The sequence below is a fragment of the Caballeronia fortuita genome (genome assembly GCF_001544835.2).
GTDB classification, from domain to species: Bacteria; Pseudomonadota; Gammaproteobacteria; order Burkholderiales; family Burkholderiaceae; genus Caballeronia; species Caballeronia fortuita.
This window is the reverse complement of the sequence record NZ_FCNX02000002.1, coordinates 494,205-513,196: the sequence shown is the minus strand read 5'-3', so window position 1 is coordinate 513,196 and position 18,992 is coordinate 494,205. Positions and strand designations below refer to the sequence as shown.

The 18,992-nt window shown below is 64.7% G+C and carries 15 protein-coding genes and 1 pseudogene; 8 read left to right on the top strand and 8 right to left on the bottom strand.

What is annotated here, in order from left to right; all coding sequences use genetic code 11:
• Positions 1–31 precede the first annotated feature (31 nt).
• The 6 genes and pseudogenes from AWB77_RS06590 (at position 32) to bktB (ending at position 7,919) form a co-directional block, all read left to right on the top strand.
• Positions 32–1,225 carry a glycosyltransferase gene (locus tag AWB77_RS06590; RefSeq protein WP_244158458.1) on the top strand — a complete coding sequence of 398 codons (1,194 nt, stop codon included), beginning with the start codon at positions 32–34 and terminating at the stop codon, positions 1,223–1,225.
• The gene (locus tag AWB77_RS06585) at positions 1,225–3,315 is read left to right on the top strand and encodes a hypothetical protein (RefSeq protein WP_061133570.1); all 2,091 of its coding nucleotides are present in this window, start codon (positions 1,225–1,227) and stop codon (positions 3,313–3,315) included. The genes AWB77_RS06590 and AWB77_RS06585 overlap by 1 nt, the downstream gene beginning before the upstream one ends.
• Before the next feature lie 87 nt (positions 3,316–3,402).
• Positions 3,403–3,648, top strand: a complete 246-nt coding sequence (locus AWB77_RS06580) for a hypothetical protein (RefSeq protein WP_157694755.1) — start codon at positions 3,403–3,405, stop codon at positions 3,646–3,648.
• 72 nt (positions 3,649–3,720) lie between these two features.
• Positions 3,721–4,734 (top strand): AraC family transcriptional regulator, encoded by a 1,014-nt coding sequence (locus AWB77_RS06575; RefSeq protein WP_082852591.1) that lies wholly within the window; start codon positions 3,721–3,723, stop codon positions 4,732–4,734.
• A gap of 152 nt (positions 4,735–4,886) precedes the next feature.
• Positions 4,887–6,689, top strand: coding sequence for an acyl-CoA dehydrogenase (locus AWB77_RS06570; RefSeq protein ID WP_061133568.1), 1,803 nt, complete (start codon positions 4,887–4,889; stop codon positions 6,687–6,689).
• Between the two features lie 44 nt (positions 6,690–6,733).
• A pseudogene (gene bktB / locus AWB77_RS06565) lies at positions 6,734–7,919 on the top strand (beta-ketothiolase BktB).
• A 2-nt stretch (positions 7,920–7,921) separates the two neighbouring features.
• Here the strand turns inward: bktB and AWB77_RS06560 are convergent.
• The 7 genes from AWB77_RS06560 to AWB77_RS06530 form a co-directional block, all read right to left on the bottom strand.
• The gene (locus AWB77_RS06560; RefSeq protein WP_061133567.1) at positions 7,922–8,704 is read right to left on the bottom strand and encodes a bestrophin-like domain; all 783 of its coding nucleotides are present in this window, start codon (positions 8,702–8,704) and stop codon (positions 7,922–7,924) included.
• Between the two features lie 38 nt (positions 8,705–8,742).
• Positions 8,743–9,375: a dihydrofolate reductase family protein gene (locus AWB77_RS06555; RefSeq protein ID WP_061133566.1), complete on the bottom strand. Its 633-nt coding sequence runs from the start codon at positions 9,373–9,375 to the stop codon at positions 8,743–8,745.
• A 72-nt stretch (positions 9,376–9,447) separates the two neighbouring features.
• On the bottom strand, positions 9,448–9,786 hold the full coding sequence (locus AWB77_RS36740) for a type II toxin-antitoxin system RelE/ParE family toxin (RefSeq protein ID WP_244158456.1): 339 nt from the start codon (positions 9,784–9,786) through the stop codon (positions 9,448–9,450).
• Positions 9,786–10,070, bottom strand: coding sequence for a type II toxin-antitoxin system Phd/YefM family antitoxin (locus AWB77_RS06545; protein ID WP_061133565.1), 285 nt, complete (start codon positions 10,068–10,070; stop codon positions 9,786–9,788). The genes AWB77_RS36740 and AWB77_RS06545 overlap by 1 nt, the downstream gene beginning before the upstream one ends.
• 68 nt (positions 10,071–10,138) lie before the next feature.
• Positions 10,139–11,170 (bottom strand): SGNH/GDSL hydrolase family protein, encoded by a 1,032-nt coding sequence (locus AWB77_RS06540; RefSeq protein ID WP_061133564.1) that lies wholly within the window; start codon positions 11,168–11,170, stop codon positions 10,139–10,141.
• Between the two features lie 139 nt (positions 11,171–11,309).
• A complete protein-coding gene (locus AWB77_RS06535) occupies positions 11,310–11,600 on the bottom strand; it encodes a hypothetical protein (protein WP_061133563.1) in 291 nt (96 codons plus the stop codon).
• 93 nt (positions 11,601–11,693) lie between these two features.
• Positions 11,694–12,743 (bottom strand): glycosyl hydrolase family 28-related protein, encoded by a 1,050-nt coding sequence (locus tag AWB77_RS06530; RefSeq protein ID WP_061133703.1) that lies wholly within the window; start codon positions 12,741–12,743, stop codon positions 11,694–11,696.
• A 326-nt stretch (positions 12,744–13,069) separates the two neighbouring features.
• Here AWB77_RS06530 and murJ point away from each other — a divergent pair, with 326 nt between their 5' ends.
• A complete protein-coding gene (murJ, locus tag AWB77_RS06525) occupies positions 13,070–14,449 on the top strand; it encodes a murein biosynthesis integral membrane protein MurJ (protein ID WP_061133562.1) in 1,380 nt (459 codons plus the stop codon).
• Between the two features lie 51 nt (positions 14,450–14,500).
• Here murJ and AWB77_RS06520 read toward each other — a convergent pair whose 3' ends face one another.
• The gene (locus tag AWB77_RS06520; RefSeq protein ID WP_061133561.1) at positions 14,501–17,638 is read right to left on the bottom strand and encodes an acetoacetate--CoA ligase; all 3,138 of its coding nucleotides are present in this window, start codon (positions 17,636–17,638) and stop codon (positions 14,501–14,503) included.
• 455 nt (positions 17,639–18,093) lie between these two features.
• Here AWB77_RS06520 and AWB77_RS06515 point away from each other — a divergent pair, with 455 nt between their 5' ends.
• Complete coding sequence (locus tag AWB77_RS06515; protein WP_061133560.1) at positions 18,094–18,954, top strand: alpha/beta hydrolase; 861 nt, start codon at positions 18,094–18,096, stop codon at positions 18,952–18,954.
• Positions 18,955–18,992 lie beyond the last annotated feature (38 nt).

Here is an 18,992-nt window from a genome sequence, read left to right as displayed (position 1 = left end):
AAGAATGAAGATCTGCTTTCTTGTCGGATCGATGACCATCAGCGGTGGCACGTATGTCATCGTCCAGCACGCCAGCTATTTGCGCGACCACAGCTACGACGTCACGCTCGCGGTTCAGGAGCCGTTCACCGCGGCGACGCTCGCGTGGCATAACGAAGCCAGCCGGCTGCATTGTGTGCCGATCGAGGACGCGAAGCGCGAGCGCTTCGACCTCGTGATCGCGACGTGGTGGAAGACCGCGCTCGAATTGCCGGCATTCGACGCGGACCGTTACGCGTACTTCGTGCAGTCTATCGAGTCGCGCTTCTATCCGGAAGTCGAAGTGCCGCTGCGCGCGCTCGTCGATTCGACGTATCGGCTGCCGGTGCGCTACATCACCGAGGCCACGTGGATCAAGGCGCATCTGCAAACGGCCTATGGCCAGGATGCCGCGCTCGTGAAGAACGGCATTCGCAAGGATGTTTACGACACCGCCGGACCGACGCTCGCACAGCGCAACCCGAAGCGTCCGCGCGTGCTCGTGGAAGGTCATTTCGGCGTCGCGTTCAAGAACACCGCCCTGGCGATACGGCTCGCGCGCGAAGCGGGCGCGAAGGACATCTGGCTGCTGACCGGATCGCCCGTTAAATGGGTGCCCGGCGTGTCGAAAGTGTTTTCTCGCGTGCCGATGGTGAAGACCGCCGAAATCTACCGCTCCTGCGACATCCTCATCAAGCTGAGCACCGTGGAAGGCATGTTCGGCCCGCCGCTCGAGATATTCCACTGCGGCGGCACGTCGGTCGTATTCGACGTCACCGGGCATGACGAATACATCGTCCACAACGAGAACGCGCACGTCGTGCCGGCGGGCAATCTCGACGGCGTCGTCGCATCGATCCGGACATTGCTGAACGATTCCGGAGAACTGTCGCGCCTGAAGCAAGGCGCGCTGAACACCGCGCGGAACTGGCCGTCCTGGAGCGAGTCGTCCGCGCAGTTCGCGGACTGGGTGCGCTCGTGTTTCGACGAACCCGCCGTGTCGCGCGAGACGTGTGCTGCGATCGTCGCGGACGCCTGGAGCGTGTACGGGCGCGACGAGAAACTCCGTCTCGCCAACATCGCGTCGAGCGTGCGTCGCCAGAAGCTGCGGTCGCTGGCCGGCCGGCTTCCGGCTGAATGGGCACGCCGTCTGAAACAGTTCGAAGCGGTGGGCGAGGTGCTCATCGGCAAACGCAAGGCTTACTGATGTACAAGCTCAGGACCATCGATGTTTGGGACACGCTGCTCAGGCGCCGCTGTCATCCGGAATTCGCGAAGCTGGCCACGGCGCTGCACGCGTTTCTGGATCCGCGCCTCGGCATTTCCGAGCGTTTCGATAGCGTGTGGGATGTGTACCGTCTTCGCGTCGAGCAGGAGATGGAGCTTGCCGATGCCGCGCGCGCCGCGGGCCGCGACAACGAGTACGAGATCGTCGATGTCCTGACGCATTGGCTGAAGAAGCTCGTCGATCAAGAATTCGATGCGGGCATTCCCGCGCAATTCGCCGATTTCGAAGTGAACTTCGAATTGCGCCACACCTATCCCGATCCGACGATCAGGCAGGTGGCCGAACAGCATCCGGCCGAGAACACGATCTTCCTCTCGGACTTCTACATGTCCGCCGAGCGCCTGAGCACGCTGCTCGAAGGGCATGGCATCGACGCGTTCGTGCCCGGCGGAATCAGCTCGTGCGATCTCGGCATGAACAAGCGTTCCGGGAAACTGTTCGGGCATGTTCAGGCGCTTTACCAGGCTGCGCCTGCGGAGCACGTGCATATCGGCGACAACGCGGTGGCGGACGTCGAAGTGCCTCGCTCGCTCGGCGTGAACGTGGTCGGATTTCTACCGGAAGCCGAGCATGCGAAGCGGCTGGATCGCGAGTTGCTCTTCGCGGACCGGGCGGCGCTCTTTCAGCGTATCGATGCCGAAGTGCTCGCGGATCTTGGCGAGCGCGCCGATGCGTTCCCGGCGCTCTCGGCGCGCGAAGCCGCTATGCGCGCCGGTGCGCACGCAGCGCCGCTCGTGATCGGGTTTTGCCTCGATATCGCCCGGCGCGCGATCGTCGAAGGTCTCGAACAGGTCTATTTCTTTTCCCGCGAAGGCGAGTTCTTTCTGCGCGTGTGGCATGCGCTCTTTCCTCGCGGCGAATACGCGGGTCACGTCCTGCCGAAGGCTTCGGTTCTCGAAGTCAGCCGGTTCGCCACGTTCTGCGCTTCGCTGAGGGAAGTCACGCCTGCCGAAATGCGCCGTCTGTGGAATCTGTATACGACGCACTCGCTTGCCGCGCTGCTCAAGTCGATCGGCATGGAGCCGGAATCCTTCTCGGCGCTCTGTGCAAGGCATCGGTTGTCGCTCGACGAAGACATCACGCATCCGTGGAAGGACGAGCGCATCCAGCGTCTGTTCGCCGACGCGGACTTCTCCTCGCGGATCGAAGAACGCGTTCGCGCCGAACGGGCGGCGCTTCTCGCCTATCTCGCATCGCAAGGATTGAGCGACGAGGCGCGCATCGTGGGCATCGTCGATATCGGCTGGCGTGGAACGATCCAGGACAACCTCGCCTTGCTGCTGCCGGCAGTGCAGTTCCGCGGCCATTATCTCGGCTTGCAGCGCTATCTGAACGAACAGCCTTCGAACGTTTCCAAACGCGCTTTCGGTCCGAATCGCAATGAGACGTCGGAAGACGCGTCGCTTCTCGACGCCGTCGCGCCGATCGAGATGCTGTTCAGTTCGTCGGCGGGATCGGTCTGCGGATATCGCACGTGTGGAGACGGCGGCAAAGTCGCCGCGATTCGCGCCGAGCCGGACGTCGAGCACGCGTCGAGCAAGGACTTCATCGAGGGCTTCCAGGCGGGCGTTCTACGCGGCGCGCGCGCGTGGGCGGGGCATGTGGAAATGTGCGGCATTACCGCCGACGAACTCAGAAAGCCGGCGCTCAAGATCTGGGCCAGCGCGCTCGAAAATCCGCTCGACGAGTTCGTCGCGGCCTATAGCGCGCTCAATCAGAACGACGTGTTCGGCGCAGGCCAGTTCGTCGATAAATCCGTCGTGCCGGGCATCGGAAAACTGTTCAGGAGTCTCGTGTCTGCGCAGGCGCGTCGCGAAGTGATCATGTATATCCGCCAGAATCAGTGGACCGCCGGCATTCAGGGGCGCCGCGATCTGGGCGTCGTGCATCGGACCGTGCTCGTCCTCGTCATGAGACTGGCGCAAGGCTACAAGCGATGGATGTATCTGCGCCGTGACAAGCGTTCGATCGCACGCAACGGCCGCGAGCGCGACGGTCGTCTGACCTGACGCGTCAGCCTGAGCGAGCCGGTGCACGCCGGCTCGTTCAAGCTCGAACGACAGTGAAGCCACGGGAGCACTCTGCCTGCCACTGCCATGTCGATAAAGAAATCAATAAATAAAATAGCGCTTCTGCTTTATCTGCTCGTCTTGCCGCTGGTGACGTTACTGATACTGGCTCTTGTCGTGTCGCTGAGCGTGCTGATCCGTGTGACGGGCAGATTCACCACGACCGGCGATCGACTTCGGATCCGGCTGCTCGAAAATGCGTTTCCCCGCTCGCCGTATCACAAGTACTATGCGCCCGATACGAAACGCAAACGGGACCGCTCCGCGCCCTGATTCGCCGGCCTTAGGCCGCGCTGCTTCGAGCTATGACAAAATCGGCCTCGCTCCCACTCGCGCGATTTCGTCATGCGGCCTCCTTCCGCCACTGTTCCCATTTCGGTCGTCAACGGCTTTCTCTCGGGCGCCGATCGCGCCGCGGTCGCGCGGCTCGCGGAGCACTCCGGCATCCCGCACGAACTGCTCGCCATGCCCGCCGCGCGCGTCACGCAAGAACAGTTTTCGACGCTCTATCGCCTGCTCGCGATGGAACTCGATGACGAAATGCCCGGCATCTTCACGCGTCCGCTGCGCAACGGCACGCTCAAGTTCCTGTGCCTGAGCCTGCTCGATGCCCCGCGTCTCGAAGTGGCGCTTCATCGTTTCGGGCAGTTCTTTCATCTGGTGCTCGACGAATTTCAACTCGTGTCGCGCCGCGAAGACGCGTATGCGAGCGTCGAATTCGTCGCGAATCCGCATGGGCCGCAAGCGAGCGTGCTTGCGCGGGAACTGATGCTCAAGCTCGTGCACGGCGTCGCGTCGTGGCTCATTCGCGAAAAGATTCCGCTCGTCGAAGCGGCGTTCGAATTCCAGCGCCCCGCGCAATCCGGCGATCTGCTCTATCTCTTTCCCGGCCCCGTGCGTTTCGGGCACGAGCGCACGCACATCGCGTTCGATTCGCTCTATCTAGACCGCCCGATCCGGCAGCGCAAATCCGATCTCAACGCGTTCCTTCAGCGCGCGCCGGAGGACTGGATCTTCGTGTCGTTCACGGAAGAGATGGTGTGTCATCGGGTGCGGCACTGCATCGCCGCTGGCCTGCCGGCGACGCCGACCGTCGATCACGTTGCGCAGCAGCTTCACTACTCGGTGCGCACGCTGTGCAGGCGGCTCGAAGCGGAGGGCACGAGCTTCCAGGCGATCAAGGACGAAGTGCGCCGCGATCTCGCGATTCAGCGTCTCACCCGTTCGAACGATGCCATCGCGGCGATCGCCTACGATGTCGGCTTCGACAATCCGACGGCGTTTCATCGCGCGTTCCGGCACTGGACGGGCAGCACGCCCGCGGCGTATCGGCAGAGAACGGCCCAGGACGCGCGCTAGAAAACGGTGACCGTGTTGGCAGATTTTGTCAGTGAAAGGGCAGGTTCCGGTAGCGGGAAAGACAGGCAGCGTTGATACCATGCACCGCAATACATCAACATTTGCTGCCGCAGCGGGCGTTTCGTCGAAAGCTGTGGACCTTGGAGTCATCGATGAATTACACGCCGCCCGTCAAGGACATGATGTTCGTCATCGAGGAATTGGCCGATATTGCAAGCATCGCCCAGCTTCCCGGTCTCGACGATTCGAACGCGGACACGGCCCGCGCCGTTCTCGACGAAGGCGCGAAGCTCGCTGCCGACGTCATCGCGCCACTGAACGCGCGCGGTGACCAGCAGCCGAGCACATGGCACGACGGCGCAGTCACCGCGACGCCCGGTTTTGCCGACGCATACCGCCAATACATCGAAGGCGGCTGGCAGGGCATCAGCCATCCGGCCGAATTCGGCGGACAGGGACTGGCAAAGCTGATCGCGGCGCCGTGCATCGAAATGCTGAACGCGTCGAACCTTTCGTTCGCGCTGTGCCCGCTGCTCACCGACGGCGCGATCGAGGCATTGCTGCTCGCCGGTTCCGATGAACTGAAGGCGCGCTATCTGCCGAAGCTGATTGAAGGCGTCTGGACCGGCACGATGAACCTCACCGAGCCGCAAGCCGGCTCCGATCTCGCGCTGGTGCGCTCGCGCGCCGAACGCCAGGGCGACGGCACCTACAAAATCTTCGGCACGAAGATCTTCATCACCTGGGGCGAGCACGACATGGCCGGGAACATCGTTCATCTCGTGCTGGCGCGCACGCCGGATGCGCCGGCGGGCGTGAAGGGCATTTCGCTTTTCGTCGTGCCGAAGTTCCTCGTCAACGACGACGGCAGTCTCGGCGCGCGCAACGACGTGCATTGCGTGTCGATCGAACATAAGCTCGGCATCAAGGCGAGCCCGACCGCCGTGCTCCAGTACGGCGACAACGGCGGCGCGACCGGCTATCTCGTCGGCGAGGAAAATCGCGGTCTCGAATACATGTTCGTGATGATGAACGCGGCGCGCTTCGGCGTCGGCGTGCAGGGCATCGCGTTGTCCGATGCCGCGTATCAAAAGGCCGCCGCGTATGCGAAGGAACGCGTGCAAAGCCGTCCCGTCGATGGTTCGAGCGCGGGCTCCGTCGCGATCATCCGTCATCCCGACGTGCGCCGCATGCTCGGCACGATGCGCGCGATGACCGAAGGCGCGCGTGCGCTCGCGTATGTCGCGGCGGCGCACGCGGACATCGCTCATCACGACGATGACGCGGCGCGGCGCGCCCGCCATCTTGCGATCAACGAATTCCTCGTGCCGGTCGTGAAGGGCTGGAGCACCGAAGTGTCGATCGACGTCACGAGCCTCGGCGTGCAGGTCCACGGCGGCATGGGTTTCATCGAGGAAACGGGCGCGGCCCAGTTCTATCGCGACGCGCGCATCCTCTCGATTTACGAAGGCACGACGGCGATTCAGGCCAACGATCTCGTCGGCCGCAAGACGCTGCGCGACGGCGGCGCGGCGGCGCGTGCGCTGCTTGGCGAGATCGGCGAGACGCTCGACGCGCTTGAATCAGTCGATGCCGGCGATGCCGCGCGCGTTTTCGAGTCGATGCATCGCCGTCTCTCCGATGGCCGCGACGCGCTCGCGAACGTCGTCGCCTATGTGCTCGACACGGCGAAGCGCGATCCGAACGCGGTGTTCGCCGGCAGCGTGGCGTATCTGAAGCTCGCGGGCATCGTGCTGTCGGGCTGGCAGATGGCGCGCGCGCTGCTCGCGGCGCAACGCAAGCGCGCGGACGATCCGCTCTTCCACGATGCGAAGATCGCGACCGCGCACTGCTTCGCCGAGTACGTGCTGACGCATGCGCGCGCGCTCGAAACGGCGATCGTGTCCGCGCGCGGCGACGATCCGCTGCACGCGTTGAGCGAAGCGCAATTCTGACGCCTGCGGGCAAAACCGAGCGGGCACAACCAAGGAGCGATGCGATGCGTGACGTTGTCGTGGTGAGCGGAGTGCGGACTGCGATCGGAGATTTCGGCGGCGCACTGAAGGACTTTTCTCCGACGGAACTGGGCGCGATGATCGTGCGCGAAACGCTTCGGCGCGCGAACGTCGCCGGCGATGAAGTCGGTCACGTCGTGTTCGGCAACGTCGTGCACACGGAACCTAAGGACATGTATCTCGCGCGCGTCGCGGCGATCGACGGCGGCGTCACGCAACACGCGCCCGCGCTGACGGTGAACCGGCTGTGCGGCTCGGGGCTGCAGGCCATCGTCTCGGCTGCGCAGACGATCATGCTCGGCGATGCCGACATCGCTATCGGCGGCGGCGCGGAGTCGATGAGCCGCGCGCTCTACGCGCTGCCTGGCGCGCGCTTCGGACAGCGCATGGGCGACGGCAAAGTCGTCGACATGATGCTCGGCGCGCTGCACGATCCTTTCCAGACGATCCACATGGGCGTGACGGCGGAGAACGTCGCGCGCAAATACGAGATCTCGCGCGAGGCGCAGGACGCGCTCGCGCTCGAATCGCATCGCCGGGCGGCGCACGCGATTGCGGAAGGACGCTTTCGCGATCAGATTCTGCCGGTCACGGTGCGCGCAAAAAAAGGCGAAACCGTCTACGATACCGACGAGCACGTGCGCCACGATGCAAGCCCCGCCGACTTCGAAAAAACTCAAGGCGGTGTTCGTGAAAGAGAACGGCACGGTGACGGCGGGCAACGCATCGGGCATCAACGACGCGGCCGCAGGCGTGCTGCTGATGGAGCGCGATGTCGCGCAGCGGCGCGGCGCGGCCCCGCTCGCGCGGCTTGTGTCCTACGCGCACGCGGGCGTCGATCCGGCGTACATGGGCATCGGTCCCGTTCCGGCGACGCGCAAGGCGCTCGAACGGGCGGGCCTGACCGTCGACGACCTCGACGTGATCGAGGCCAACGAAGCCTTCGCCGCGCAGGCGTGCGCGGTGACGAACGAGCTCGGACTCGATCCGCGCAAGGTCAATCCGAACGGTTCGGGCATCTCGCTCGGCCATCCGGTCGGCGCGACGGGCGCGCTCATCACCGTGAAGGCGCTTTACGAACTGAGGCGCATCGGCGGACGGTATGCGCTTGTCACGATGTGCATCGGCGGCGGTCAGGGCATTGCGGCGATCTTCGAAAACCTTCAGTGAGTTCAGCCGTTGCCGGGGACGACCTGCAATAGCGGGTCGGGCTTCACGGCGATATCGCCGGAGAACGGGCGATCGTGCGAGAGGATCAGCAGCATCGTCGTGGCGAGGCTCGCGCAGAACAGCACCGTCGCGATCGCCGATGCCAGCCGGTTCTCGCCGTGCACCAGCGCGATGGCGAACACGAGACAGACCGCGAGGAAACTCAGGCACAGCCATTTGACGCCGCTGACTTCGGAGCGGCTCACCAGAATGCGCTGCCGCCGCGCTTCGAGCGCCTGTTCCAGCGATACGGCCAACTGGCGCTGCGCGGTCTGCTGGCCGGTCGTGCTTGCGGGCAGGGCGAGCGCGAACTGCAGCGCTTCGTTGAGCGTAGGCGGACTGATCTTGAGCGTGACGGCGCCTTGCGCCATCATCGGCCATTCGGTGCCGACCGTGTATTCGATGTAGTCGCGCACCAGCTTTCGCAGATGCGCCTGCGCGTCGGGCGCGAACATCGCCGAAAGGACGACGACGGAGCGCAGCGCGCCCGCTTCGGCGTCGACGGCGGCGTTGGCGCGTTCGGTATCGTTCCACACCTGCGCGGCGGTGAACGCGATGAGCAAGCCGAAGATGACGCCGATCGGCGAGAGCAGGCCGGGCGACAGCGCCGTGAACGAAAGGCGGCGCGCGCCCTTCAACAGCCGTCGCGTGACGAAATGGATCGCCGCGCCCGCGATGGCCGTCGCGCCGAACACCACGAGCGTCATCTGCCAGAGCGGAAGGTTGTGCAGCCAGGTGCTCGTCATCGGGATGCGCTCCGTCGATCTGAACGGAGCCCATTTAATCACAGTCGATCGGCCTCCTCGAACGTTCCGGTGCGCACGTCGCCGTCGCGCTGATAGCGCGTGACGAGCACGCCGCCGGGCGTATGCCCGACGTGCGCGAGCGTGAACGCGGACGCGAGCGCGTCGTCGCCGAACATGCGCTTGCCGCGACCCAGCATGACGGGAAAGATGACCAGGCAGAGTTCGTCGACGAGACCGGCTGCGAGCAGTTGACGCACCATGTCGCCGCTTCCGAACGTCAGCAGGTTGGCGCCGTCCTCGCGTTTGAGCGCGCGCACGGCGTCAGCGAGATCGCCCGTGAGCGCGCGGCTGTTGTGCCAGTCGAGACCGTCGGAGCGATGGGTGGCGACGTGCTTGGGAACGCGGTTGAACAGATCGGCCATGCCGCGGCTTTTCGAATCGGCGGGAACGTGCGGCCAGTGCGACGCGAAAATGTCGTACGTCCGACGCCCGAGCAGCAGGTCGAATGGCGGCGCGAGCAGGCCTTGCACGTGCTGGCCGATGGCTACGTCGGCGTAGGGCACGATCCAGCCGCCGAAGCGGAAACCGCCGGTCGTGTCTTCGTTCGGGCCGCCGGGCGCCTGGATCACGCCATCCAGACTGATGAATGTCGATACGACGAGCTTGCGCATGAACGCTCTCCTGATCCGCCGATATGACTTACGACGAACGGCGCGGCGGAAAATCGACAGAGGCGGGCGCGGTCAGAGCAGGCGGAGCACGATGCGCTGGAGCAGGGCTTGAACGTCGCGTCGTGTATCGCAGACGAGGTGAACGTAGAGAACATCGTCGCGCACCTGATAGATGACGCGGTTCTTGCCGGAAAGCACCTGCCGGAACGTGCCGTCGGCGAAACCTTCGAGTTCGACAGGAACGTGACCGCTCTCGGGAAACTGCCGGATTTGGGCGATGGCCTCCTGCAATTGCGCCGATGTCTCGCGCCAGGTTTCCCATCCGAAAGTACGGACGATATAGCCTCGCAGTTCATCGATACCGATTCGCGCCGTGGGCAGGACGCGATACTGCAACAGCATGGGCGGCATCAGCGGAGTTTTTGCTGGCGGTCGAGTTCGTCGAGTTCGGCGAAGAATGCGTCGCCTTCGACGTGGTCCGCGCGGTCGATCTGCCTCTGGCCGATCGCCAGAATCTTCAGGAGGGCCAGCGTCTGCTGGGTGGCTTCGTACGTGCGCACGTCCTGCACGACGAGTTTCACCTCGCCGTTCTGCGTGATGACGAGCGGCTCGCCTGAGTCGGTCAGGTCTTTGACGATTTGTGCTGCTTCGCTTTTGAGATAGCTGATCGGCTTCACCCGGTTTGCGAGGTGCATGATCGGTTCCGGTTCAAGAAATTAGACTTAATATAGTCCAAATTCGGTCCGTGCTCAATCGTCGCCACTCATCGCCCCAACCCGCTTGCCGCAATCTGCTGCTCGACGAACTGCGCAAAGAGCGCGTGCATGCGCGTCGTCGGATGCAGGTCGTCGGCGAACATGTAGGTCTGATCGGCGTCGGAGGACACGTAAGTCGCCCGCGAGCACAGCAACGACGTGTCGTGCGGCGTTCTCGCCGCGTCGCAGGCCTGTCCCGTATTCGACACGCTGAAGCCGTTGGCCCGATAGTTCGCGATGGTCTGCGTCGTCCACGCATACGAATCGATCACGATGACCTTGCCTTGCAGACCGTTCGCCTGCAATGCGGATGTCAGCGTCGCGTTGAAAAGCTGCGAAAGCTGCGTGAGATTGCCGCCGCCATCGGCCGATTTGATGCCGTCCGGCGACAGTCCGATGTTCGGCACGTTGACCACGACGACATGCGCGGCCCCGCTCTGCACGATCTTCGCGACCTGTTGCGCGAGCGTCGTGGCCGCCGTCTGGACGATGGTGTTGGCGGCGGGCGGGCTGCCCGCGCGCAGCACGTCGTTCGCGCCCGCCCAGACGAGCACCAGTTGCCCCGCGTTGAAGCTGCCGTGCGCGGAGAGATAGCTCGAAATCTGCTGATTGACCGGCATTTCGATGTCGCCGATCACGTCGGCGAGGAACGGGTTCTGATCGGCGGGCGTGGCGACCGTGGAGCCGCCTTGCGCGTAGCCGAGTCCGCTTTGCGGCTTCAGTTCGTGTCCGAGGTCGATCGTGAATGCCGCCGTGAGCGTGTCGCCGTAATACTGCGCGACGTCCTGCGCCCAGACCTGTCCCGGATTCGTCGTGAAGCGCCCGCCGCCGACCGTGCTCGCGATCGGCGCATACGTTCCGACGTCCGAAAGACTGTCGCCGAACGCGACGACTTGCAGTTTCACGCCGCCCGCCGGCGCGGACGAACCGCTTCCGGCCGAATCGCCGCCGCCGCTTCCGCCGCCGCATGAGGTAAGGAGTGCAAGCAGCAAGGCAGAAATTGCGCGGCGAATGGCCGCTGTGTTTCCGTGGTGGCGCATCGCGCTTCTCCGTCCCGTGGTTGGCCGGGCGGCTTCGCGCGTGGCGGCGGTGCGTCGTCAGGCGGGCATGAAGCCGCTTCCTCGTTCATCCACGAATCGACAAGCAAGAAAGATGCGCTTCGCCTATCGCCCTATCGCCCTATCGCCAGTACCCGCCCGCATAGCGCCGATAACCCCAGCCCGGATGCCCGCCCCAGTACGCGACCGCGACGGACGGCGCATACACGGGCGGCGGCGGCGCGTAATACGCGACGGGCGGCGCATAGACGGGCACCGGCGTGAAGGGCGCAACGGGCACCACGGGCGCATACGGCGCAACGGGCACCATCGGCATCCCGACGTTCACGCCGACGAACACATGCGCCTGAGCGCTGCCCACGATTCCGATTCCGAGCACCGTAGCGACGGCGACATATCCGATCTTCTTCATGATCCTTCTCCAGGGAACGCGTTGCGCGCGTAGGCGCATCGGCTGGGAAGGATTGTCGACGCCGACAATGAGCGAAGAATGAGCGCGCCGCCGTCATTCGGTGCCGCAGCCGTTGCAGGTATTGTCGATGTACTTCGCCGGCTTGCCGCGCTCCGGCGGGGTGATCTGCATATAGCCGCCGTCGAGGATGTTGTGACGCACGACATTGCCGCTATAGTCCACGCCGCCTTCACCGTTCGCGCCGCCCGTGATGTTGCCGCCGTTGACCATGCGGTTGCATTCGAGGACGTTGCCGCCGGTGTCCTGCGTGGCGTCGTTGTTCTCGGGGCCCATGCGGCAGTTGTCGGCGAGGTTGTAGGCAATGCGCCCGTTGACCGATCCCACCAGCGCGATGCCGTACAGCGGGCAGTTGGCGAACGAGTTGAACACGAGCACCGCGCCTTTGCCGCCGCCCTGGCCTTCGGTCTGGAACATCGACTGACCGAAGAAGTCGCGGAAGCTGTTGCCCGCGAGCACGAAGTCATCGACCGCGCCGTTGGTCTGGACCGGAATGTCGTATTCGCCGGGACGATCCCATTCGCGGATGCGCGTCGGATTTGCGCCCACGAAATTGCAGCCGACCAGACTGTTGCCCGTCGACGGCCCTTCGTAGTTGAACATGTTGCTGTTGCCGCGCACGGTCTTTTTGAGCGTCACGCCCGGCTCGCACTGGATATGCCGATGACTCGCCGTGATGACGACCGTTTGATTGAGCAGATAGGTTCCGGCAGGCACGAGCACGTCGCCCGCATCGACGGCGGCCTGGAAAGCCTTGGTGTCGTCGGTCTTGCCGTTGCCGGCCGCGCCGAAGTCCTTCGGGCTGCGCGGATCGACGAGCTTGGGCGGCTTGAACGAGGTCTCGGGACAACTGGCCGTCGCCGGGACGGGCGAACTCGTGAGGCTCGCGCGATGGTCGCCGTCGTAGTTCTCGTTCCTGAGCCGGTGCCACCAGCGCACGAAGGTTTGCCAGTTCAGCCGCTCCAGCACCCGGCCGTCGTCCCAGACCGAGTAGACGGTCTGCACATGCTGCGTCACGCGCGGCGTGTTTATCGCGAGCACGGAAACGACGATCAGGATTACGACAACCCAAATGGTTTTCTTCATTTGCCTTCCGTACGCGCGGTGATAGTAACGATGACGATGCTCCGATGATGCGGCGCGCAGCCGCAACTCTCGCATGCCGGCGCCGCCGAGTTCTGCACGGTAGCGCACCCGGCAAGCGCGCAATTCGCCCGCGCGTGCCAGCATGACCGTGCGTAACGACTCGCAAATGGCCGGCGAACGGCTGACGACTGGCTGGATCGGGACGCCGCATCGGCGCGCGCCGTGCTGTGGCGAACAGTACGGCGATCCCGTTTGATGCACTCTCCCCCGATGCGCGAGCGACCAGCCGGTCCATCGCCAATCGAGGTCAATTTGCCGGAGGGGAAGTGCTGACCGCAACAGTGCAATCGCTAAGAGAGCGTCTGCTCGGCGTTCATCAGGATCACAAGCGCATCGCGAGGAGCGCATTCGTCCTGTTGTTGTTCGTGCTTGCTGGGAAATTCATCGGCGCTACGAAGGAAATGGCGGTCGCGTATCGATACGGCATCAGCGGCACCGTCGACGCCTATCAGCTCGCGCTCACGATGGTCACCTGGCTGCCCGCGACGATCACCAATCAGTTGAGCGTGCTGCTCGTTCCCGCGCTCGTCGCATTGCGCAACGACAAGGCCCAGCAAGACCGCCTGCTGAGCGAAGTGGAAGGCGCGGGGCTCGCCATCGGCATCGTGTTCTCGCTGCTGCTCTATTTCTTCTGGCCGCACATGGTCGGCTTCTTTTCGGGTTCGCTGCCCGAATCGACGCGCGAGATGTGCCGGCAGATGGTCGTCGGGATGACGCCGGTCGGCGTGCTCGCCTTCACGATCTGCGTTTCCGCGGCGCGGCTGCAGGCGTCGGAGAAGCACATCAACACGCTGCTCGAATGCGTGCCGGCCATCGCGCTGCTGGTGTTCGTGCTGAGCGCGCGCAACAACACGTCGATCATGCCGCTCATCGTCGGCACGACGATCGGCATCGTGATTCAGGCGGTGTGGCTGCGCATACTCGCGCGCCGCGCCGACGGCGTGCCGGCGCGGCCGCGCCTGTCGCTGCGCGCGAAGCAGTGGCCCGGCATGACGCGCTCGCTCGGCATGTTGCTGATCGGCTCGGTGGTGGCGAATCTGTGGCTTCCCGTCGATCAATACTTCATGGCGCATATGGGCAACGGCGCCATCGCGACGCTCGGCTACGCGAACCGGCTGCTGTCGCTGCTCGTGAGCATGGGCGCGATCGCCATCAGCCGCGCGACCTTGCCGATCCTGTCGGAAATCCTGCATCGCGGCGATCATGCGCGCGCACGCAGCACGGCGCGCAAGTGGTCGTTCGTGATGCTCGGCGTGGGACTGGCCGGCTCGGTCCTCGCGTATGCGCTCGCGCCGTACGCGATCAAGCTCTTCTTCCAGAAGGGCGCCTTCACGAGCGAAGACACGATCGCGGTCACGAGCCTGTTCCGCTGCGGGCTTTCGCAGATTCCGTTTTCCTTCGGCATGTGCGTGCTGATCCAGCTTTTCGCGAGCGAGGCGCGCTACAAGGCGATCACGGTGATATCGGTCATCGGCTTCGCGACCAAGCTCGCGGCCAATGCGGTGCTGATCCGCTTCTACGGGCCGCTTGGCGTGCCGCTCGGCACGGGTGTCGGCGCGGCGAGCGTCTTCATCTGCTACTTCATCTGGACGCGTTACGCGCCGCTTCAGACCGGCACGGGCGAGCAGAACCCGCGCGCGGATTGATCTTCGCCAGCCGCCCGTGTCCGACGGGCGGCCGGCGATCATCCGGCTTCGCTACGCGCCCCGCGCGAGCACGTGATGCCCGCGCCGCTCCACTTCCGCTGTTTCCGCGAGACCGTAATCCCTGTCGAGCGCGGCGGCGGCGGCATAGACGCCCGGCTCCTCGATGACGCCCGCATGGTTGCCCGGCACTTCCGCGACCGTCAGCCCGCCGCGCGCGATCTTGCGCCACAGCGGCAGCGGATCGCCCCGGTCTTCCTCGCGCGAGGCGGCGCGCACGTAGACGATGGGACCGCCCGCGTAAGGCTTCGGCCGATAGTTGTTCATTGCCGTGCGGAACGTGTCGCGCATGCGCCGCAATACGGGCGGCATCGGATCGGCGGCGGTGGGCGCGGACTGCGCGCACGGCACGCGGCCGAGCCGCATCGCCACCTTGTTCGCGGCGGCGGCGAGCTTGGCCCCCGCGAAGCGCGCGCGTTCGCGCCGCGACATCCCCGCGAGCGTCCTGCACAGGCGGCTCGCGTAATCGCGCCTGAATTCGAGCAGCGCGAACCACGGCAGCCAGCGTTCCTGCACGTAGGTATCGAGCAGACACACGAACTCCGTCTGCTCGCCCGCGCCGAACAGTTGCTGGGCGATCTCGAGCGCGACCAGGCCGCCGAACGAAAACCCGGCCAGCGCATACGGCCCGTTCGGCTGAACCTTGCGAATCTGCTCGACGTAAGTCTTCGCCATGTCCTCGACACGGCGTTGCGGCGACGTTTCGCCATCGAGCCCGAGCGCCTGCAGGCCGTACACCGGGCGCTGCTTGCGCATGCTGCCGATGAGCCGCGTGCATTCGAGCACCGATCCCGTCACGCTATGCACGAGGAACAGCGGCGCGCCTTCGCCTTCGCGCATCGGCACGAGCACTTCGGAGCTTTGCGGCAGCGCGCCGTTGTCGATGACATCGGCGAGTTTCGCGATGGTTGGCGCGCGCAGCATCGTCGCGAGCGGAATCGGGCGTCCGATGACCGGCTGCAGTTCCGCGAGCAGGCGCGCGGCGAGCAGCGAGTGGCCGCCGAGCTCGAAGAAATTGTCGCCGCGTCCGATCGGCGCGAACGCGAAAAGCTGCTCCCATTTCGTCTGCAAGAGCCGTTCGAGTTCGTCGCGCGTGGCGTAGCTTTGCGGAACATCGTCCGGGCGCGGCTGCAGCGCCGGATGATGCCGGATCGCATCGAGCGATGCCGGATTGCGCAGCGCGGCGGCGTTGGTCACGTCGAGGCCGTTGACCGCGTTGCGCACGGCGGCTTCAGTGAGCTTGCCGCTGTGCGTGACCGGCAGATCGTCGACGGCGGCGATCACATCGGGCACATGCGCGGCGGACGTGCGGCGCACGAGATCGCGCCGGATACGCGCGATCAGCGTGCCGGTGAGCCGCGCGCCGGCTTTGAGGGTGACGAGCAGCACGAGCCGCTCGCCGATGGCATTGCCCGGCGCATCGGCGGCGGTGTCTGCGGCGCGCATCCGTTGCTGCACGACGATGCCGTCGCGGATCTCGGGGATATCGTTGAGCACGCGATAGATCTCGTCCGGCCCGACATTGATGCCGCGCACGACGAGCACGCCGTCGCTGCGTCCATGCAGGCGCGCCGTGCCTTCCGGCGCAAACTCGATCTGGTCGCCGTGCGTCCAGACGCCTTCGTTCGCGCTGAAATAGGCTTTGTGAAAGCGCTCGCCGTCCGGATCGTTCAGAAAGCCGAGCGGGCGCGACGGGAACGGATTCACGCACACCAGATCGCCGACGCCCTGCGAGCGCGCGCCGTCGCGCCACGCCTGCACATCGAAGCCGAGACTCTTGCATTGCGCTTCGCCGGCGTACACGGGCAGGTCGGGATTGCCGAGCACGAAGCAGCCGAGGATGTCGGTGCCGCCGGAAATCGATTGCAGCTGCAACGGCTTCACGTTGTCGCGGACCCATTCGAATTGCGCATCGAAGAGGATCGCGCCGGTCGACATCATCGCGCGCAGGGCGCCGAGATCGAACTCGCGCGACGGCACGAGGCCCGCGTCCTCGCACATCTTCAGATACGCGGGGCTCGTGCCGAACACGCTCACGCGCTCTTCGGCGACGATGCGCCATAGCGTGTCGACCGAGGCGATCGGTCCGTCGTAGGTCACGATTTCGACGCCCGATGCGAGCGCCGACAACTGCCAGTTCCACATCATCCACGCGCAGCTCGTGTGGAAGTACAGGCGATCGCCAGGACGCAGATCGCTATGCAGCCGATGCTCCTTCAAATGCTCGATCAAACTGCCGCCCGTGCCGTGCACGATGCATTTCGGCTTGCCCGTCGTGCCCGAGGAAAACATCACGAAGAGCGGATGATTGAAGTCGAAGTGCTTCCATTCGACGCGTTGCGGGTCGCCCGCCGCGAGCAGCGCGTCGAGCGAGTTGACGGGCGGCGCGGCGTGCAGCGCGGACGGATCGCCGTCGAGGCACACGATGCCCGCGAGCGACGGCAGCGCGTCGGCGAGCCGCGCGATCTTGTGCGCGAGCGGCGTGCCGGTATCGAAGCACTGCGGAGCCGTGTGCGCGAACAGGAAGCGCGGCTCCAGTTGCGTGAAGCGATCGAGCAGCGTTTCGATGCCCATCTCCGGCGCCGCGGTCGACAGCGTCGCGCCGACGGCGGTCACGGCGAGCGCGGTGACGATCGCATCGGCGTCGTTGCGCATGACGCCCGCGACGCGGTCGCCTTCGCGCAAGCCGAGTTGCGTGAGCGCGTCGGCGAGGCGGGCCACGCGCGCGCGCAATTCGCCGCGCGTGAGGCGCACGCGGCGTCCGTCGGCATGACGCGCGGTGAGTGCGGGCGCATCGGCGGGCGCGATCGAGAAGCCGAGCAGATTCCCGGCGTAGTTCAGCCTTACGTCTGGAAAGAATCGCGCGTGTTCGCAGATATCGCCGACACACACGGGCTCCGCTTCGCCGGACCATTCGAGTCCCGGCGTCCATTGCATGAATGATTTCCAGAAGGTCCGGTAATCCCGGATTGAAAAATCATGCAATTCGCTATAGCGCGTGAATGGCTGCCCAGTCTGTTTTCGCAAAGCCTCGGTGAATGCGGCCATGTGCGACGATGCGGTGCGATCAGTGGGCGGGTCGAAAATCGGCAGACGTGACTTCGCCTCGTTGGGCGGTTCCGAACGATCCATTGAAAAGCTCCCTCAGCGGTTATGGCAATACCTTTGTCCCATTGGTTTGCCTTCTTATTTTTGACTCTTCGTCTTGTGCACGGCGCCTTGGGCGCTCTGTCATTGTTCAGGTCCGGTCCTGGCGAACTGTTTGGCTGTTTGTAATCGTCGATGAAGCGTAGCGAGCCATATCGTCCCGTAATGTGCGGAGCAGAACATAAGTCGCCGGCTGTCTTGAGGCGCGCATCGCGATTCGGTATGAATGACATCGGTGTCGAATATCACCGATCGGTCGTATGGCTTATTCCCGCGATAATGCGTTGCTGTGTTGCGAAGAGCGCATTCGATGCGTGAATTAAACGCCGCTTTAATCGCGCTGTATGCTTGCCGGACGCAGCCGCACAACGAGATGTTCCGTACTGACAAACGACACCGCGCATCGTGTAATGCCGGTTCGAAAAGGAAACTGATCGCACATGCATTTCCCGGCAAGAAGAAAGTTCATCGCGCTTGCGCTGGCCGCCTGCGCGGGCGGCGTACTGGCGACCCGCGCGCTCGAGCGCGGCGACGAGCGTGCCGACGGCATCGCGTACGGCAAGGACGCTCGCGAACGGCTCGATATTTACGCGCCGAAGGTGAGCGCGAACGCGAAACGGCCCGTCGTCGTGTACTTCTACGGCGGCGGCTGGCAAAGCGGACATCGCACGGATTCGCGCGATATCGCGCAGGCGCTTGCCGAGCACGGCATCGTCACGATCGCGCCGGACTACCGCATCTATCCGGAAGCCGTTTTTCCGGGCTTTCTCGACGACGCCGCGCTCGCCGTGCGCTGGGCCCGCGATCACGCGAGCGAATTCGGCGGCGATCCCGATCGCATCTTCGTCATGGGACATTCCTCCGGCGCGCACCTGGCCGCGATGCTCGCGACCGATCCGCGCTATCTCGCGGCAGAGGGCATCGCGAATACGTCGCTTGCAGGGATGATCGGGCTTGCCGGCCCATACGCCGCCATCCCGACGAGCGATCCGCACATGGACGAGATATTTCCGGCGGCGCTGCGCGACCGGGCGCTGCCAATCACGTTCATATCGGGCAAGGAGCCGCCGATGCTGCTTGCCGCCGGCACCGCCGACACCGACGTCGATCCGCGCAACAGCACGCGTTTCGCGGACGCGTTACGCGCGCATCACGACCTCGTCGAACTGAAGATGTATCAGGGATACGGCCACGACACGATGGTCAAATCCTTCTCGCCGGCGCAGCGCAAGGATTCGCCCGTGCTCGCCGACGTCATCGCGTTCATCGACGCGCATCGAGGCAGCGCGAGGACAGGCTAAAGTTTCTGCGATTCGTTCCGATATCCCGTTGTCGAGGC

Bases quoted from the DNA above. Each gene is read 5' to 3' on its own strand.
- AWB77_RS06520 (WP_061133561.1), bottom strand. From the start codon at position 17,638: ATGGATCGTTCGGAACCGCCCAACGAGGCGAAGTCACGTCTGCCGATT.
- AWB77_RS06580 (WP_157694755.1), top strand. From the start codon at position 3,403: ATGTCGATAAAGAAATCAATAAATAAAATAGCGCTTCTGCTTTATCTG.
- AWB77_RS36740 (WP_244158456.1), bottom strand. From the start codon at position 9,786: ATGCCGCCCATGCTGTTGCAGTATCGCGTCCTGCCCACGGCGCGAATC.
- AWB77_RS06555 (WP_061133566.1), bottom strand. From the start codon at position 9,375: ATGCGCAAGCTCGTCGTATCGACATTCATCAGTCTGGATGGCGTGATC.
- AWB77_RS06570 (WP_061133568.1), top strand. From the start codon at position 4,887: ATGAATTACACGCCGCCCGTCAAGGACATGATGTTCGTCATCGAGGAA.
- AWB77_RS06540 (WP_061133564.1), bottom strand. From the start codon at position 11,170: ATGCGCCACCACGGAAACACAGCGGCCATTCGCCGCGCAATTTCTGCC.
- AWB77_RS06575 (WP_082852591.1), top strand. From the start codon at position 3,721: ATGCGGCCTCCTTCCGCCACTGTTCCCATTTCGGTCGTCAACGGCTTT.
- AWB77_RS06590 (WP_244158458.1), top strand. From the start codon at position 32: ATGACCATCAGCGGTGGCACGTATGTCATCGTCCAGCACGCCAGCTAT.
- AWB77_RS06585 (WP_061133570.1), top strand. From the start codon at position 1,225: ATGTACAAGCTCAGGACCATCGATGTTTGGGACACGCTGCTCAGGCGC.
- AWB77_RS06535 (WP_061133563.1), bottom strand. From the start codon at position 11,600: ATGAAGAAGATCGGATATGTCGCCGTCGCTACGGTGCTCGGAATCGGA.
- AWB77_RS06515 (WP_061133560.1), top strand. From the start codon at position 18,094: ATGCATTTCCCGGCAAGAAGAAAGTTCATCGCGCTTGCGCTGGCCGCC.
- AWB77_RS06560 (WP_061133567.1), bottom strand. From the start codon at position 8,704: ATGACGAGCACCTGGCTGCACAACCTTCCGCTCTGGCAGATGACGCTC.
- AWB77_RS06530 (WP_061133703.1), bottom strand. From the start codon at position 12,743: ATGAAGAAAACCATTTGGGTTGTCGTAATCCTGATCGTCGTTTCCGTG.
- AWB77_RS06545 (WP_061133565.1), bottom strand. From the start codon at position 10,070: ATGCACCTCGCAAACCGGGTGAAGCCGATCAGCTATCTCAAAAGCGAA.